General features: G+C 49.4%; 12 protein-coding genes and 1 tRNA gene. 4 read left to right on the top strand and 9 right to left on the bottom strand.

Annotated elements, in window-relative coordinates:
* Positions 1-14: 14 nt before the first annotated feature.
* The gene (locus tag P9L94_09245) at positions 15-926 is read right to left on the bottom strand and encodes a sugar phosphate isomerase/epimerase family protein (GenBank protein MDP8244251.1); all 912 of its coding nucleotides are present in this window, start codon (positions 924-926) and stop codon (positions 15-17) included.
* 108 nt (positions 927-1,034) lie between these two features.
* Here P9L94_09245 and P9L94_09240 point away from each other — a divergent pair, with 108 nt between their 5' ends.
* The gene (locus tag P9L94_09240; GenBank protein ID MDP8244250.1) at positions 1,035-2,336 is read left to right on the top strand and encodes a Gfo/Idh/MocA family oxidoreductase; all 1,302 of its coding nucleotides are present in this window, start codon (positions 1,035-1,037) and stop codon (positions 2,334-2,336) included.
* Between the two features lie 112 nt (positions 2,337-2,448).
* A tRNA-Gly gene (locus tag P9L94_09235) sits at positions 2,449-2,524 on the top strand.
* Between the two features lie 140 nt (positions 2,525-2,664).
* Here P9L94_09235 and P9L94_09230 read toward each other — a convergent pair.
* Positions 2,665-4,023, bottom strand: a complete 1,359-nt coding sequence (locus P9L94_09230; protein MDP8244249.1) for an alkaline phosphatase — start codon at positions 4,021-4,023, stop codon at positions 2,665-2,667.
* A 250-nt stretch (positions 4,024-4,273) separates the two neighbouring features.
* Here P9L94_09230 and P9L94_09225 point away from each other — a divergent pair, with 250 nt between their 5' ends.
* On the top strand, positions 4,274-5,827 hold the full coding sequence (locus P9L94_09225; protein MDP8244248.1) for a hypothetical protein: 1,554 nt from the start codon (positions 4,274-4,276) through the stop codon (positions 5,825-5,827).
* 16 nt (positions 5,828-5,843) lie between these two features.
* Here P9L94_09225 and P9L94_09220 read toward each other — a convergent pair whose 3' ends face one another.
* Together P9L94_09220 and P9L94_09215 are read right to left on the bottom strand one after the other, a co-directional pair.
* Positions 5,844-7,043 (bottom strand): hypothetical protein, encoded by a 1,200-nt coding sequence (locus tag P9L94_09220; GenBank protein ID MDP8244247.1) that lies wholly within the window; start codon positions 7,041-7,043, stop codon positions 5,844-5,846.
* A 376-nt stretch (positions 7,044-7,419) separates the two neighbouring features.
* Entirely contained in the window at positions 7,420-8,001 is a 582-nt protein-coding gene (locus P9L94_09215; GenBank protein MDP8244246.1) for a prepilin-type N-terminal cleavage/methylation domain-containing protein, read from the bottom strand.
* A 318-nt stretch (positions 8,002-8,319) separates the two neighbouring features.
* Here P9L94_09215 and P9L94_09210 point away from each other — a divergent pair, with 318 nt between their 5' ends.
* Positions 8,320-8,706, top strand: coding sequence for a RidA family protein (locus P9L94_09210; GenBank protein MDP8244245.1), 387 nt, complete (start codon positions 8,320-8,322; stop codon positions 8,704-8,706).
* On the opposite strand, the gene P9L94_09205 is transcribed toward P9L94_09210, so the two are convergent.
* From P9L94_09205 to P9L94_09185, 5 genes are all read right to left on the bottom strand, one after another.
* On the bottom strand, positions 8,699-10,045 hold the full coding sequence (locus P9L94_09205; GenBank protein MDP8244244.1) for a COX15/CtaA family protein: 1,347 nt from the start codon (positions 10,043-10,045) through the stop codon (positions 8,699-8,701). The genes P9L94_09210 and P9L94_09205 overlap by 8 nt on opposite strands.
* Positions 10,042-11,256 carry an N-acetylglucosamine-6-phosphate deacetylase gene (gene nagA / locus P9L94_09200; GenBank protein MDP8244243.1) on the bottom strand — a complete coding sequence of 405 codons (1,215 nt, stop codon included), beginning with the start codon at positions 11,254-11,256 and terminating at the stop codon, positions 10,042-10,044. Before nagA ends, P9L94_09205 begins: the two co-directional genes overlap by 4 nt.
* A gap of 122 nt (positions 11,257-11,378) precedes the next feature.
* On the bottom strand, positions 11,379-12,083 hold the full coding sequence (locus tag P9L94_09195; protein ID MDP8244242.1) for an SDR family NAD(P)-dependent oxidoreductase: 705 nt from the start codon (positions 12,081-12,083) through the stop codon (positions 11,379-11,381).
* Between the two features lie 18 nt (positions 12,084-12,101).
* The gene (locus tag P9L94_09190; GenBank protein ID MDP8244241.1) at positions 12,102-13,550 is read right to left on the bottom strand and encodes a sigma-54 dependent transcriptional regulator; all 1,449 of its coding nucleotides are present in this window, start codon (positions 13,548-13,550) and stop codon (positions 12,102-12,104) included.
* A 68-nt stretch (positions 13,551-13,618) separates the two neighbouring features.
* Positions 13,619-13,873 (bottom strand): transposase (locus tag P9L94_09185; protein ID MDP8244240.1); only part of this gene is annotated, 255 nt, incomplete at its 5' end.

The raw sequence follows: 13,873 nt of genomic DNA, 5'->3' as shown, positions 1-13,873 counted from the left end.
CCACTTGTGGATTTTTATACGCGTTCCAGTGCTTTCAGCATCTTTTCCATGTGGCGCGGGATCGCTTCCTTCGGTTCTTCGGCGCCTTCATATTCTAACGCGACGTAACCGCGATAGTCGCTTTCCGCCAGAATGCCGATGATGCGGTCAAAGTCGGCAGGCTCATTCTCGCCGCCCTTACGCCGTACATGAATCTTCAACTGCGCGTTGATGGCATACGGCGCGATCTGTTCTAATTCTTTGTACGGGTCTTCTCCGTGGAAGTTGCCGCCGTCGAAGTTAACGCCGAACCAGGGCGAATCAATTTGCTTGATGATGTCCAACATCTCGTCCGGTTCTGCAACGATGCCGCCGTGGTTTTCGAGCGCAAGAAAGACGCCTTTTTTCGCGGCGTATTCAAGCGCGATCTGAGTGGTTTCGATGGTGTTTTTGACCGCAGCTTCTTTGTTTTGTCCGTCCAGGATTTTCCCGGCGAATATGCGGATCACTGGAGCGCCCATTTTGACGGAATTGTCGATCCAGGTGCGAGTGAGCTCCAGGTTTTTCTCACGGTCGGGACCGGAAGGGAACGTGAACGTATTGCCAATCGCCGTGCCGGAAATGTCTAATCCCAACATAAACGCTTTGTGGCGAAATTCAGTCCAATATCCATCAGGAGCATCAGCAGGAAGATAGTAGGATGTCGGTTCGGCGGCGTCGATCCCCATTTTGGCGCATTCTTCGAGGAACTGCAGCGGCGTCATGCTTTTTTCTTCTTGAAGATACTTGCGATACGAATACGCCGCGCAACTCGATTTCATCTTTGCGCCAAACGGTCTTTTGATCGGGTCAAAGGCCTGTACGTTTGGAGCGGTGATCGTCGCAGCGGCGCCTGCCGCAGCGATGCTGGATTGAATGAACGTGCGGCGGTTTAAGGTTTGTGACATCGTTTCGTTTCCTTCCCAATCTACCTGGTAATAATCGACCAAGCGAGATAGTCATGACTATCAAATATGGTATACTAAAAAACCGCTAAATTTCATGGGAGGAATGAAATGGATTCTATGTTGCGCCGCCGCTCATTTATACAATCCGCCGCTGCTGTCGGCGCGTTGACCGCTCCTGTCGTCAGGACGCAAGCGCGCGATAAGAAGTATGTGACCGCCACCGCTGGAACTGGCTGGTGGGGAATGAACATCACCCGCGTCGCGATTCAATCGGGAGAATGCGACGTGGTTGCCATTTGCGACGTCGATACAAACCAGTCGAAAGCCGCTGCGGATGAGATCGAAACCATGACCGGGAAACGCCCGCAAATCTTCGGCGACTACCGTGAAATGATTGAAAAGATCAAACCAGAAATCATGATCGTCGGTACGCCCGACCATTGGCATCCGCTGATCGCCATCGCCGCGATGAACGCCGGCGCCCATGTGTACGTCGAAAAACCGGTCGCGCATACCATCAAAGAAGGCCGCGCTATGGTCAACGCCGCGCGCGGAAACGAACGCATTGTTCAGGTGGGGACCCATCGCCGCGTCTCGCCGCACAACCAATGGGCAATTAACTATATGAAGGAAGGCAAACTCGGCGAAATCGGTATGATCCGCGCCTTTGTCCATTACGGCGGTGGTGCAGGCTCGCCAACGCCCGATGAAGAACCGCCGGAACATTTAGATTGGGATATGTGGTGCGGCCCCGGCCCGTTGGTTCCGTATAACCGGCGAATGCACCCCAAAGGCTTCCGCTCGTTCCTTAATTTTGCGAATGGCACTCTGGGCGACTGGGGCATCCACTGGATGGACCATATCACCTGGTGGTCGGAAGAACCGTATCCGAAGAAGGTCAGTTCATTTGGCGGACGTCACATCAAGCGCGACAACACCGACGCCCCCGATACGCAAATCGCGCAGTTTGATTACGAGACCTTTACTGCGGTTTGGGAACATCGCCAATACGCCGCCAACAACGCCGAAAAACACAACCTGGGCATCTATTTTTATGGAACCGAGGGCACGATGCACATCGGCTGGGTCGGCGACGGCTCAACCTTCTACCCGGCGAACAAAAACAAGGACATCATCAACGTCCAGCCGCAGTTGCATGAGCCTGACCAGCAGAATATCCCCGAACTGTTTGCTGATTTTCTCGATTCGATCAAGAACAATAAGCGCTCAGTGTGCGATATCGAGATCGGCCACCGCTCGACCAGTTTGAGCCTGTTGGGGATGCTTTCACTCAAATTAGGGCGTAGTGTGGAATGGGACGGCGACAAGGAAATGATCGTCGGCGACGACGAGGCCAATTCGATGCTAAAGCGTGAATATCGTGACCCTTGGAAATACCCGGAGGCGTAGGAGTTAGGGCGGAAAAAGTAAAAAAAATGCTCACACTCCCGCGAGAATCGCTTGACAGGAATGATTGTCGGGATAATATTACAATTCGGTTGACAGCCGTATGACTCCTTAAGCAGGAGTAGCTCAGCTGGTAGAGCTTCTCGTTGCCAACGAGAAGGTCGCGAGTTCGAATCTCGTCTCCTGCTCCAGCAAACCCCAGACGCTAGGTGCTTCGCCTAGCGTCTTTTTTTGTGTGTCTGCCCCAACCCCAATATCAGCATTAAGTGAATAAAAAAACCGCCCCGAAATAATATCTCAGGGCGGTTTTGGTTTTAGTGATTACTTCTGTTTATTTTGCTTCCCAAAGTTCACGAACAACCGTCGGGATGCTGGTGTTGTCGATGAAGGGGCCGTGGACGGGGTCTTTGCCGATGACCTTGTCTTTGTACTTTTCCGTTCCGGCGCCTTTGACGAACAGCGGAACCAATTGGTTGGTGTGTCCACCGCTGTGAAATTCCATGCCCGGCATTTTGCCCGCGCCATACGAAAACAACGGCTGCCAGGTCGGGTCTGAACCCGGGCCGCACAAATAACCGCATTCATGGTCGGCGGTGATGAGCAGCGCGGTCTCGTCCCAACTGCTGTGTTTTTCCACCCATGCGACGGTATATTCAATCGCGCGGTCGAAGTCGATTTGCTCTTCGATCATGCGTCCAGGTTGGTTGCCGTGAGACGCCCAATCCACCGCGCCGCCTTCCGCCATCAAGACAAAGCCGTCCTCATCCTGATTGAGAACATTCAACGCAGCCGCCATCAGTTCGGTCATCGTCGGCGAGGCGGAAATCAGCGCTTCTTCATACGGCGGTAGAAACTGGTTGCCGGATCGGCTCTGTTGCAGCGTGCTGTAGAGGGGGGCAAGACCAAATAAGCGTTTGGGCAAGCCGCTTTTTTTACTGGCTAAGGCGCGAAAATCCTGCTTTGAATCCACCAGCGTCCATGCGTCGGGTTCGCCGTCGCCGTCTGCGTCTGCTCCGGGTGTTCCATCGAGGATTTTCTTCCAACTGGCCAAACCGCCGACGCGGTCATATTTCAGCGGTGTAGAGAATGGGTCGGGTTGGTAGCCGCCGACTTTCTCGCCGTCGTCGTTATACCAGGGGTGTCCGGCGCCGATGATGACGTCCGTCTTGCTGTCCCACAGCATTTGGTTGGCGACTTCCTTATATTTGCCTCGGCTGTCGATGTGGACGATGAATCCCGCTGGCGTTGCATGAGCAAAATAGACCGTCGTCAGGACGCCAGTGGCTTTGCCCATCTCTTCGGCGTCTTCCATGATGTGCCGAAGGTGCTTTTTATCCGGCGTCATGCCTAGCATGGCGTTTAGCGTTTTAACGCCGGTTGATAATGCGGTGGCGGACGAGGCGGAGTCGGTCGGGTCTTTCAGTAAATTCTTAAAATCATCATAAACGACATTTGGGTCGTAACCTTGTTTTGTGTTTAACGAACTGGTCTGGACGGCGTAATGGTCGAAATCCCAATAGATTTGGCCTTTGGTTTTGCCATAGCGATATAAACTCGCGGCTTCGGTGTGAAGAAAGCCCATGCCGTCGGCGATCATAATGATGACGTTTTTCGGCGTCGGCGCGGCGGATGAAGGAAGGGCGATCATAGCAAGTAAAGCAATCATGAACGAATATTTTAAATGTTTCATTTCATCTCCTACAATGATTTTGGTAATTAACGTAGTAGAAATTATTTCATACGTTTATTAGAGTTTTATTACGGTAAAGAAAGTTTCGACAAGCAGGATGAATTCAGATATTTGAATAAATGAGTCGCGATTGTTGACTATTTTGTTCAAGTTTCATCCAAGAAAAAATGACTTGACAGCGCATGGGTTCTATTGAGAGGATAGTCAATGTTCGGTTTGCAAGTATAAGACATCATCGGGGGAGCATCGAATGAACGATTACCAACCATCGAATCCAAACAGACGGCTATTTATTCAAAAGGGATTGTGCGTCGCATCAATGTTTGGAGTAAAGACATTTTCTACTTCAAATACATTCGCGGCATCAACTTCGAATGCGATTGACGCAGAAAGCAACGGCTGGAACCCTGAACGCGCTTTTCATTTATGGGGAAAACCGCTGCGAATCCAGCCCATCTTGCAGTATAAGGTTGCGCAGCCTCGCGAGATGACTTCATGGCGTTCCTGGGGCGGCGTTCTCGATGATGAATCCGCCAATGAAGAAGCGCAACGCATCCAGCGTGAGTTAAGCCAGCTGAAAGAGAGGGCGTCGTTTCCAATCGAAATTCTTGATGTCCAAAAAGTCAAAACGGAAGAAGAAGCGGGCAATGCGCTGAAAAGGGAATTTGATCTTGCGTTAGTCTATCCTGCGTCTGGTTCCGGGCAGTTGTTGCAGGCGTGCGTTCCAGATGACCGCGACGCATTGCTGTTTGTTCGCCATCGCTCAGGCCCCACCTATTACTGGTATGAAGCGCTCAGTGTTGATTATTTGCAAACCGATACATCCGAACGAAAAACCCGGTTAGGGAAAACGCATGTTGATGACGTTGTCGTCGATGATTATGACGAATTGCTTTGGCGGCTGCGTTCGTGTTACGCCATTCGCAATATGAAGAACAGCCGTATCGTCGCCGTCGGCGGCCCGTGGGGAAAGTACGCAGCCGATGCGCCGGACATCGCAAGAAAAAAATATGGAATCGAAATCATTGATGTTGGTTATGACCACATCGAACCGCGCATTCAAAGCGCATTAAAAGATACCCAAAAAGTTGCTCTCGCAGAGAAGCAGGCGGCGCAATACCTGAATTTGCCCAATACCAAATTGCAAACAGACAAGCAATTCGTTGTGAATGCGTTTCTTCTTTATGGTCTATTTAAAGAACTGATGATCGAAGCTGATGCGCCTGCGTTTACGATCAAAGAGTGCATGAGCACCATTATTCCGATGGCAAAAACGACCGCCTGTTTAACATTGGGCTTATTATGCGATGAAGGCGTGATTGCATTCTGCGAGTCAGACTTTGTCGTGATTCCAGCGGGTATCCTGGTGCGCCATATTGTTGACGCCCCCGTTTTTCTTCACAATTCTACGTTTCCTCATCAGGGGACCGTCACTTGCGCGCACTGTTCCGCGCCCCGGCGCATGAACGGAAGCCGTTATGAACCGACAACAGTTCTGACCCATGAAGAATCCGACTATGGCGCCGCGCCAAAGGTTGAAATTCCAATTGGACAAGAATTGAGTTTCATCAGCCCTGAATATACGACAGGCCGTTGGGTGGGGTTCCGGGGCAATGTTATCGACAATCCGTTTCTGCCAATCTGCCGCTCCCAGCAGGATGTCCATATTCAGGGGAACTGGAAACAACTATTGAATGAAGTACGCGACTCGCACTGGTTGATGTGTTATGGCGACCACCTGAAGGAAATTGGATTCGCTGCCAGAAAATTAGACATTCAATGGGACAACATAACCGATGTTTAAAGCGTGAAAAGATACCTCATTCCGTTGTTGCAGCATCGACTTTCCATAAGCCGATGCTGGAATTTTCATTCGTGGTTTTGATGGGTTGATGCCAACCGCTCCAGTCAGACCAAGCGCCTGACTGGCTTTGTTCGCGTACGCGGGAGTAATAAACCGCCGACGGCGTCAACTGGTTTTCGCCTGATAGAGATGAGACGAATTGCCCGGTTTCATTGCTGACGCGAACCTGATTGCCGCCTGTGATGATTTGAGATTTCCAAACGACTTCATTACCTTGTTCGTCAGATGACACTTCTAGTTCCCAACCGCCCTGTTCACCTTCGCCGCGAAACGCCGTCTTCATTAGTTCTGGATTGCGGGGGCAAACGACCGGGCCGATGGGTTCCGTTGAAACAACAAAGTTATCAAGCCAGCGCGATTGGGTCACAGGCGAACCGTCGTTCCAATAGGATTCAAGAAAGACAGCGTTGATTCCATGTTTCGTATAGGAGCCGCGCCAGTTGAGATTCCTGCGTTCGGTTTCCAAGCGTCCATCAAGCCAAAGTTGGTTGAGACCGTCGCTTAAGCCTGAGGTGTTTAATTTTGCCCGTGACTCGACGCACACCCACCAGCCGGATTCTTCCGTGCTGTGGATTTGCATCTTCGCCGGTGGCCGATTACCGAGCCATTTCAAATGATCAAAATCGTTGTAGCGTTCGGTAACGATTGTTGATCCATCGACGCCTCGCGCTGGATCGAGCGTTAGTGACTCGCCTTGGCTCCAGACATGGGCGATCATGGCTTGCGCCCAATTCGGCGTGACTAGGCTGGTTGCGCGTGAAAGTTTCGCCGGGCCGCCGCCTTGCCATCCGTCCTGGTGTTTGACATAGATGCGCCAGTAGATATCCTGATAGGTCTTGCCACGGTTAATGGTTGGGTTTCCGGTGGGGCTGTCGCCGAAAAAGACTTTACAGCCGCCGCTGCCGCGCGAGCCTTTTTCATAATGGCTGAGCTTTGATTGCCCTGATTCGCCGAAGTGTTGTTCGTTTGTGATGGTACCGCTGGATTCGCCATATTTTTGCGTTGTATCAAAGTCGTCGTACCAGATCACCGCGTCGTCATTTTCATGCGGTTGAGGATCAAGCATTACAACGCTCTCGATTCGGGGCGTTTGCGCTGCACACATCAGAGAGAGAAATATGGAAAAGAGTGTGGTAATTTGGATTTTACGTTTCATCGAAAACCTTCTTGGTTATTATTTAGAATTTGAAGTCTGTTCAGGATACTAAAAAAGGTTCTTCTGGTATTTGGGTACTTTATCACAAATTGAATTGCGTTTTTTGATGCTTTTTCGTGAATCCTTGATCTTTTGCTGTATCAGGCATGGGTACAACTCTGCTCGCTTCAGTGCGGTCTTTCAGGCCCTTATGCACAGGCGCTCCCAGAGTTGCCCCCATGCTTGATTGGTTTGTCAATTTTTGATATGACGGAGCCCGTTTCTGAATCAAAAAAATGACCATCCATCAAGGTAATTACTCACTTACCGGATGAACCCTAAAAAAAACGCTCAAACCAACCGGCCTGAGCGTTTTGAATTTAGAGATAATTCGGTTTTAAGGCAGAACTTTTATAATGTCTCCAGAACTATTCATGCCGTTACTTACACGATATACGCCGGGATAGTTGTGAATTTCATCCGGCCCGACGCTAACGCAGTAACGGCCCCAAGGCCACATGGCCTGCGCTTTTTGATATTGCTCTTTGTCATCAATAAAACGCAAGGTTAAGTCATTTGATCCACGCTGTGGGATTGTATCTAAATCTGGTGCGCCAAATGCGGGGTAGTAGAAAGGTTCCGGGTGAAGTTCACGCGGCGCATTTGTCGCCATCGACGTTGTTTGCGCGAGCGAACCCGATTGGAAGATATCTACCGGTATGCGCGCGATATACGCAACCGGGGTCGTGAGACCATTGCCTAAAATGTTTTGAACATGGTTTGGATCATGAAGGGCGTACATGCCGTGGTCGACGCGGTATAATTCAAAAGCCGTGCCCAGGGCTTTGAAATTCGATTCAACCTGCGCCAATTTCGCTCGCATTTGCGCATTCAAAAAATTCGGTACCGCAATCGCCGCGAGTATGCCGATGATAGCAACAACAATCAACAGTTCGATAAGTGTAAAGCCTTTTCTCATGTCATCTTCCCCAATATCTTATGAAATGACAAACTTTGGTTAAGTTTGATTGAATGTGAACTTAAACAGAATGTCTAGAAAAAATATCAATTAATAACGACCCTAACATTATATTTTATAATATGAAAACGATATAATTGCAAGCACTTTCTCGGGGAGTTTTAAACAAAAAAACATAAATTTTCACAACTCTGTTTAACGGTCATAAATTCTTGTCAATTCTGAGTGATTATGAATTGTTTTGCTCTTTTGCGTAGAGAAAGAAATCACAACATAAACAATATAGATTCTATCGTTTCAACAGGTGAGGTGTTTTCGATGTCAAAAAAATTGATTATTCCAAAAGACGGCCCTCCCGCCGTCGGCCCGTATTCGCCCGCCGTTGCGGCAAACGGATTCTTGTTTGTCTCCGGCCAAATCCCCTTAAATCCCAAGAGCGGGGAACTGGTGTTGAATTCATTCGAAGCCCAAGTTAGACAAACGCTTGATAACTTGCGTTGTGTTCTCAAAGCAGGCGGCGCCTCTCTGGACGATGTCGTTAAGGTAACGATTTTTGTGACCGATTTGGGGAAATTCGGCGAACTGAACGCCATCTATGAAGAGTATTTTGGCGAAAGCAAACCCGCGCGCGCAACCGTTGAAGTTGCGGCGCTACCGAAAGGCGTTGAAGTCGAAATGGATGCAACGGCTGCGCTGTCTAACTAGACGCTTCTTGGTTTGAGGTCGTTAGGCGGAAAATCCAAACAGCGAGCAAGACAATCATTCCAAGCACCATGGCGCCGACGGCTTGGTGAGCGGTTGGCGCGATGACTTCCAACGCGGTGTAGGCCTTGGTCTCTTCGTTTTCATGGATCGCCATTAAAGCGACAAACCCAAGCGCCAGTTGCAGTGATGTTACTGCGATAAGCCCAAGCCCCAACCGGGTGATGAGTGTCTTTTGTGGATAGAGTCCCCAAGCGCGGATTCCAACAACTAACACGAGAGTCAGAACAATTCCCGCCCAAGTTATGTGAAGCAGCAAAAGCGATGAAACATGGCGCAACACGGCGCCAAAGATCAATTGTATGACGATGATAATTAGGGTGATAATCGTTAGCCAACGGTCAATGCTGGATGATGAATGGTACGCAGGCTTCTCATCGGATAACCATCTGAGGCTTAAAAAAGCGGACAAGGCAATCATCAAACCGAAGAACAATTGTCCGTTTACGCCGTGAATGATGGCAAGAACGATACTCGGCGCCATGTCGGCTTCATTATTGCTCATAGTGAAATTGCCAGTAACGCGCAGTCCGCCCATGATTCCCTGGACGATGACGAGAAGTAGCGCAAAACCCGCGAGGCTGATAATCCACTTGCGTGAATCACGGGCAATCACGCTGATGAAAACCGCAATTGTCGTCAGTCCGACTAATGAGCCAATCAAGCGGTGCGTATGTTCGTAGTAGATGCCGCCGGTCATGCGCGAGAGTGGATACAGAAACATGTTGTTGCCAAACGTATTAGGCCAGTCAACAACGGCCAATCCGGCGTCATAACTGGTCACCAATCCGCCAGCGATTAATAAGACAAACGTCGCAAGGCAACTGACGATTGCTATGCCCGCGTCACCTTTGAGCGTTGGTTCTTTAGCAAGCCCCCAGACGGCGCCGATTACGCCGCCAATCGCGGCGATTAGGGTTGAAGCCAGGATAAACCCGGGAATAAAAATCGCCGCAGACGGAACGATTGCGCTAGACGTAGCGTCGCTCAGTACGCTTCCAAGCACCAACAGATTGAGAATGGACGATAGAAAGCCGGAAGCCAGACCCGCGCGCCATCCAGCAGGCGTTCGACGCGACGCCCAGAATCCGCCAAAGAAAAGGCAAGAAAGAAAAAGGAAAAACATCACCGGGCTTGGCAGCGATAGCCCGGGTAGGTGAAAGACATACCCGATTGACCACATGGAAACGGTAATACCGAAGCCAAAGGTGAAAATGTCAGAACGGAAAAAAAGTGAAAGCCATGAAATTCGAGTTGCCGTTGTGCTGTCTACATCGTTCATTCAGTTGCGCTCCACACGATACGTCCTGATTTAATGGTCATACGGTTTGACAGATTCTCATCAAGAATCGCCAAGTCGGCGTCTTTACCGACTGCAAGGATACCGCGTTTGTATTTCCATTCCAGGATACGGGCTGCGTTTAGCGACGCCATTTGGGCTGCTTCTTCCAATTTGGCGCCGCCAAACTCTACCATCGTGCGTAAAGCTTGGTCCATTGTCAATGTGCTTCCCGCTAATGTTTCAGGAGCGTGCTCTAGATAAGCGCGCCCGTTTTTCATCAGGACTTTTTGACCGCTGAAATCGAAGACGCCGTCTGGTTGTCCCGCTGCGCGGATCGCGTCGCTGACGAGGATAATGCGGTCATATTTTTTCACTTTCAACAGTAACTGCAAAATGGCCGGGTGTACGTGAACCGCATCGGCGATGACTTCGACGAAGAGTTCGTCGCGCAAAAGCGTTCCGCCTAAGACGCCCGGTTTGCGGTGGTGCATACTCGGCATTGCGTTAAAGATATGAGTAACGCCTTCGAGGCCGTTATCGATGGCTTCGGCGATTTGTTCATAATTGGCGTTTGAATGGCCAATCGACAAGTGTATCGGATGATGAGAGCCATTGGATACCGCACGGAGAGAGGCAGCGCGCATGACTTCAATCGCCCCGGGAATTTCAGGCGCAATCGTCATGACCTTGATCCATCTGCCGCCTATCTTACACAATTCCTCGTAGGAATTTTCGGTTGCTTCCCACATATAATCAGGGCGAATGGCGCCGTGCATCTCTGGGTTTAAAAACGGCCCTTCCAAGTGAATTCCATCAATGATTCGTTCGGGGCCTTGCGCTTCGCAATAATCACGAAGGCATACGACAGATTCAATCAGCGACTCTTTCGGTTGAGGGTAGATGGTTGCAATAATTGAAGTGGTTCCATGCGAGGCATGAAACTGGCTGATTTCCTCATACCCTTGAGTATCATTATCACAGAAGTCATATCCTTTGCCGCCGTGGACGTGAATGTCGATAAATCCAGGCAGGATATACTTGCCATGCAAGTCGAGTTCTTGGGCGTTTGAGGGGATCGAGACGTCTTCGGGACGCCCCATCTGGTCAATTTTGCCTTCTTTAAGAACAAGAGTAACGCCTTCCTCGCGCCTGAACGGCGTGATTGCTACGGCTCCTTTTAAAATCAATGGACGTGCGTTATCAGTATGCATTCAGCGCTCTCATCATTCGAGATTTGTGGGAACAACCACATTAGATTTGAATTTATTACGGCTATTAATAATAACCGCAATTTAAATAAAAGGGAGTGATAAAATAGAAAGTATCAAAAAATTTATTTTTTGACAGGTCGTTTTAAAGGACGAATTTCTACGCGGCTAATGCAGTTGCCTGGCTCAGTATTTAAGATATTAAAACATGCTTGACCAACTTCTTCCGGCGAAATCTTCCAGGAATGGTTTTGTTCAGCGTCATGGCGGTGTGACTCAGAATCTACCGAACCGGGGAATACGGTTGAAACTTTGATGTTGAAGTCGCGCACTTCATGGAAGAGAGATTCAGAAAACCCTGTGACGGCATACTTAGACGCAGCGTAGCCGCTTCCACCAGGGAGAGGGACATAACCTGAAATTGATGAGATGTTTATGATATGACCACTCTGTTGCTTTTTCATATATCGGAGCGCTGATTGCGTGCAATAGAACAGACCGTTGACGTTAGTCTCCATCATTGCGGTCCACTCGGACGGAGACAGTGAAAACACATCTTTGCGAATGACCAGCCCCGCGTTATTAATCAGCGCATCAATTCCGCCCAGGATATTCACAAGGCCGTCGATGGCTTCTTCTACGCGGTTCGGGTCTCGCAAATCAGCGTCAATTGATTCCGCTTTGCCGCCGTCTTGAATAATTTCATTGCGGAGTTCATCAAGTAAGGATTGAGAACGGGCTAAAAGGCCAACGCTGTACCCTTGTTTTGCCAAGTAGGTTGCGATTCCACGCCCGATTCCTTTGCTGGCTCCGGTGACGATGACTCTCATGGGGAAATCTCTCTATTCCTAATCGAGTACCACATCTTTGTATTTTTTAATTTGGAAGCCGTACTCGCGAACTTTGCGGTACAAGGTTGCTGTGCTGATTTGTAATGCAGAAGCAGCTAGGGCAACATTTCCATGCGTGATTTGCAATGCTCCGTCGATGGCTTCTTGCTCCATGTCTATTAGCGGACGAATTTTGCCGCCGCGTCTTGGCGCATCTGTTGAGAGATGCCCGGTCGAGGCTTCATCGAGATCGCTATAGTCGTCATCCACGAGAGATTTGCTATAAAAATGAGTGGGGGCGGAGTTGCGTACTATATCAGGTAGCATGTCCGCTTCTAATATTTTGTTATCGCCTAACACCACGCATTGTTGCAAGCAATTCTGGAGTTGGCGTACGTTGCCCGGCCAATCGTAATTACAGAGCGCTTCGAGAGTGTCTGATGATAACTCCTCAAACGATTTTTGATTTTCCTGGGAGTAGCGCTGTAAAAATATTTCGGCCAATTCAGGAATATCTTCTTTTCTGTCACGCAACGGGGGAATGGGAACATTTACGACATTTAATCGGTAATATAAATCTTCACGTAAGCGGCTTTGTTCGATCGCTTCCATGGGATCGCGGTTGCTCGCTGATACAACGCGAACGTCCACTTGGATTTTGTCTTTTCCGCCTACGCGATAGAAAGAATAATCTTGCAAAAACCGAAGAAGTTTCGGTTGCAAATTCATATTCATGTCGGTGATTTCATCTAAAAAAAGCGTTGACTGGTGGGCTTGTTCGCAACGTCCAATGTTACGTTTGGCTGCGCCGGTGAATGCGCTTTTTTCATGTCCAAAGAGTTCACTTTCCAGCAAATCCTTGGGGATGGCGGCGCAATTGACGTCGATGATCTCTTTGCCTTTTCGGTCAGACAAATCGTGGATCGCGCGGGCGACGAGTTCTTTACCCGTGCCGCTTTCGCCCGTGATTAAAACATTTGCTTTTGTTGGCGCGACGTTTTCAATAATATGATAAATGACCTGCATGGCGGCGCTACCGCCGATCATTTCGTAAAAATGGTTGCGCTTAGCCCGCTCGAATTGCGTAACCTTTTGCAGCAGGTCATAGCGGTCTAACGCATTTTTGACGGACACCGTGAGACGATTGAGGTCGATTGGCTTCGGACAGTAATTATACGCGCCTTTGCGTATCGCCTCGACCGCTTTTTCAACGCTGCGGTGGGCCGTAATCATAATGACTGGCGTTGTAGACGACAGTTGTTTCACTTCATCCAACAGGTCTATGCCGTCGCCGTCAGGCAACTGCACATCGAGGAGGATTGCCTGGAAGTCGTCTTCAGTCAGAGCGGTCCGCAGCCCTTCTGCGCTGCCTTCACACCGTACTTCGTAGCCCGAACCGGCTAAGTGGCTTTCCAAAAGAAGCCGGGTTGTTTCGTCATCATCAATAATTAAAATTTTGCTTAACATAACATTGTCCAACTAAAAGGTCGCTGTGCGATTAGAATATCGGATAAAATCTAGACTAGATTTATGGTTCATCCGGTAAATGAGTACCTACATTGATGGATGGCCATGATTTTGAGTTTAAAGAATTCTTGATCTCGAAATCCATAGGCTTGGCGTTTCATGGTTTTGATTTTATTGTTGGTTCCCTCGAGTGGAGCGGTTGAAATCGGGAAGCGGTAATAGTTCAACAAGCCGTCTCGATGCCGTTCCAGCGTCTTCGCCATTCCATACAGCATTCGAACGTCGGATGCCTTGGCTTCGGCGATCCATTGATCCAAAAATCG

The organism is Candidatus Hinthialibacter antarcticus (genome assembly GCA_030765645.1).
In the GTDB taxonomy this organism is placed as follows: domain Bacteria; phylum Hinthialibacterota; class Hinthialibacteria; order Hinthialibacterales; family Hinthialibacteraceae; genus Hinthialibacter; species Hinthialibacter antarcticus.
The sequence above is the reverse complement of the archived record's forward strand: the minus strand, read 5'-3'. Positions and strand labels throughout refer to the sequence as shown.

Coding starts and splice junctions, on each gene's coding strand:
- P9L94_09215 (MDP8244246.1), bottom strand. CDS start 8,001: ATGAGAAAAGGCTTTACACTTATCGAACTGTTGATTGTTGTTGCTATC.
- P9L94_09225 (MDP8244248.1), top strand. CDS start 4,274: ATGAACGATTACCAACCATCGAATCCAAACAGACGGCTATTTATTCAA.
- P9L94_09240 (MDP8244250.1), top strand. CDS start 1,035: ATGGATTCTATGTTGCGCCGCCGCTCATTTATACAATCCGCCGCTGCT.
- P9L94_09230 (MDP8244249.1), bottom strand. CDS start 4,023: ATGAAACATTTAAAATATTCGTTCATGATTGCTTTACTTGCTATGATC.
- nagA (MDP8244243.1), bottom strand. CDS start 11,256: ATGCATACTGATAACGCACGTCCATTGATTTTAAAAGGAGCCGTAGCA.
- P9L94_09190 (MDP8244241.1), bottom strand. CDS start 13,550: ATGTTAAGCAAAATTTTAATTATTGATGATGACGAAACAACCCGGCTT.
- P9L94_09245 (MDP8244251.1), bottom strand. CDS start 926: ATGTCACAAACCTTAAACCGCCGCACGTTCATTCAATCCAGCATCGCT.
- P9L94_09210 (MDP8244245.1), top strand. CDS start 8,320: ATGTCAAAAAAATTGATTATTCCAAAAGACGGCCCTCCCGCCGTCGGC.
- P9L94_09195 (MDP8244242.1), bottom strand. CDS start 12,083: ATGAGAGTCATCGTCACCGGAGCCAGCAAAGGAATCGGGCGTGGAATC.
- P9L94_09205 (MDP8244244.1), bottom strand. CDS start 10,045: ATGAACGATGTAGACAGCACAACGGCAACTCGAATTTCATGGCTTTCA.
- P9L94_09220 (MDP8244247.1), bottom strand. CDS start 7,043: ATGAAACGTAAAATCCAAATTACCACACTCTTTTCCATATTTCTCTCT.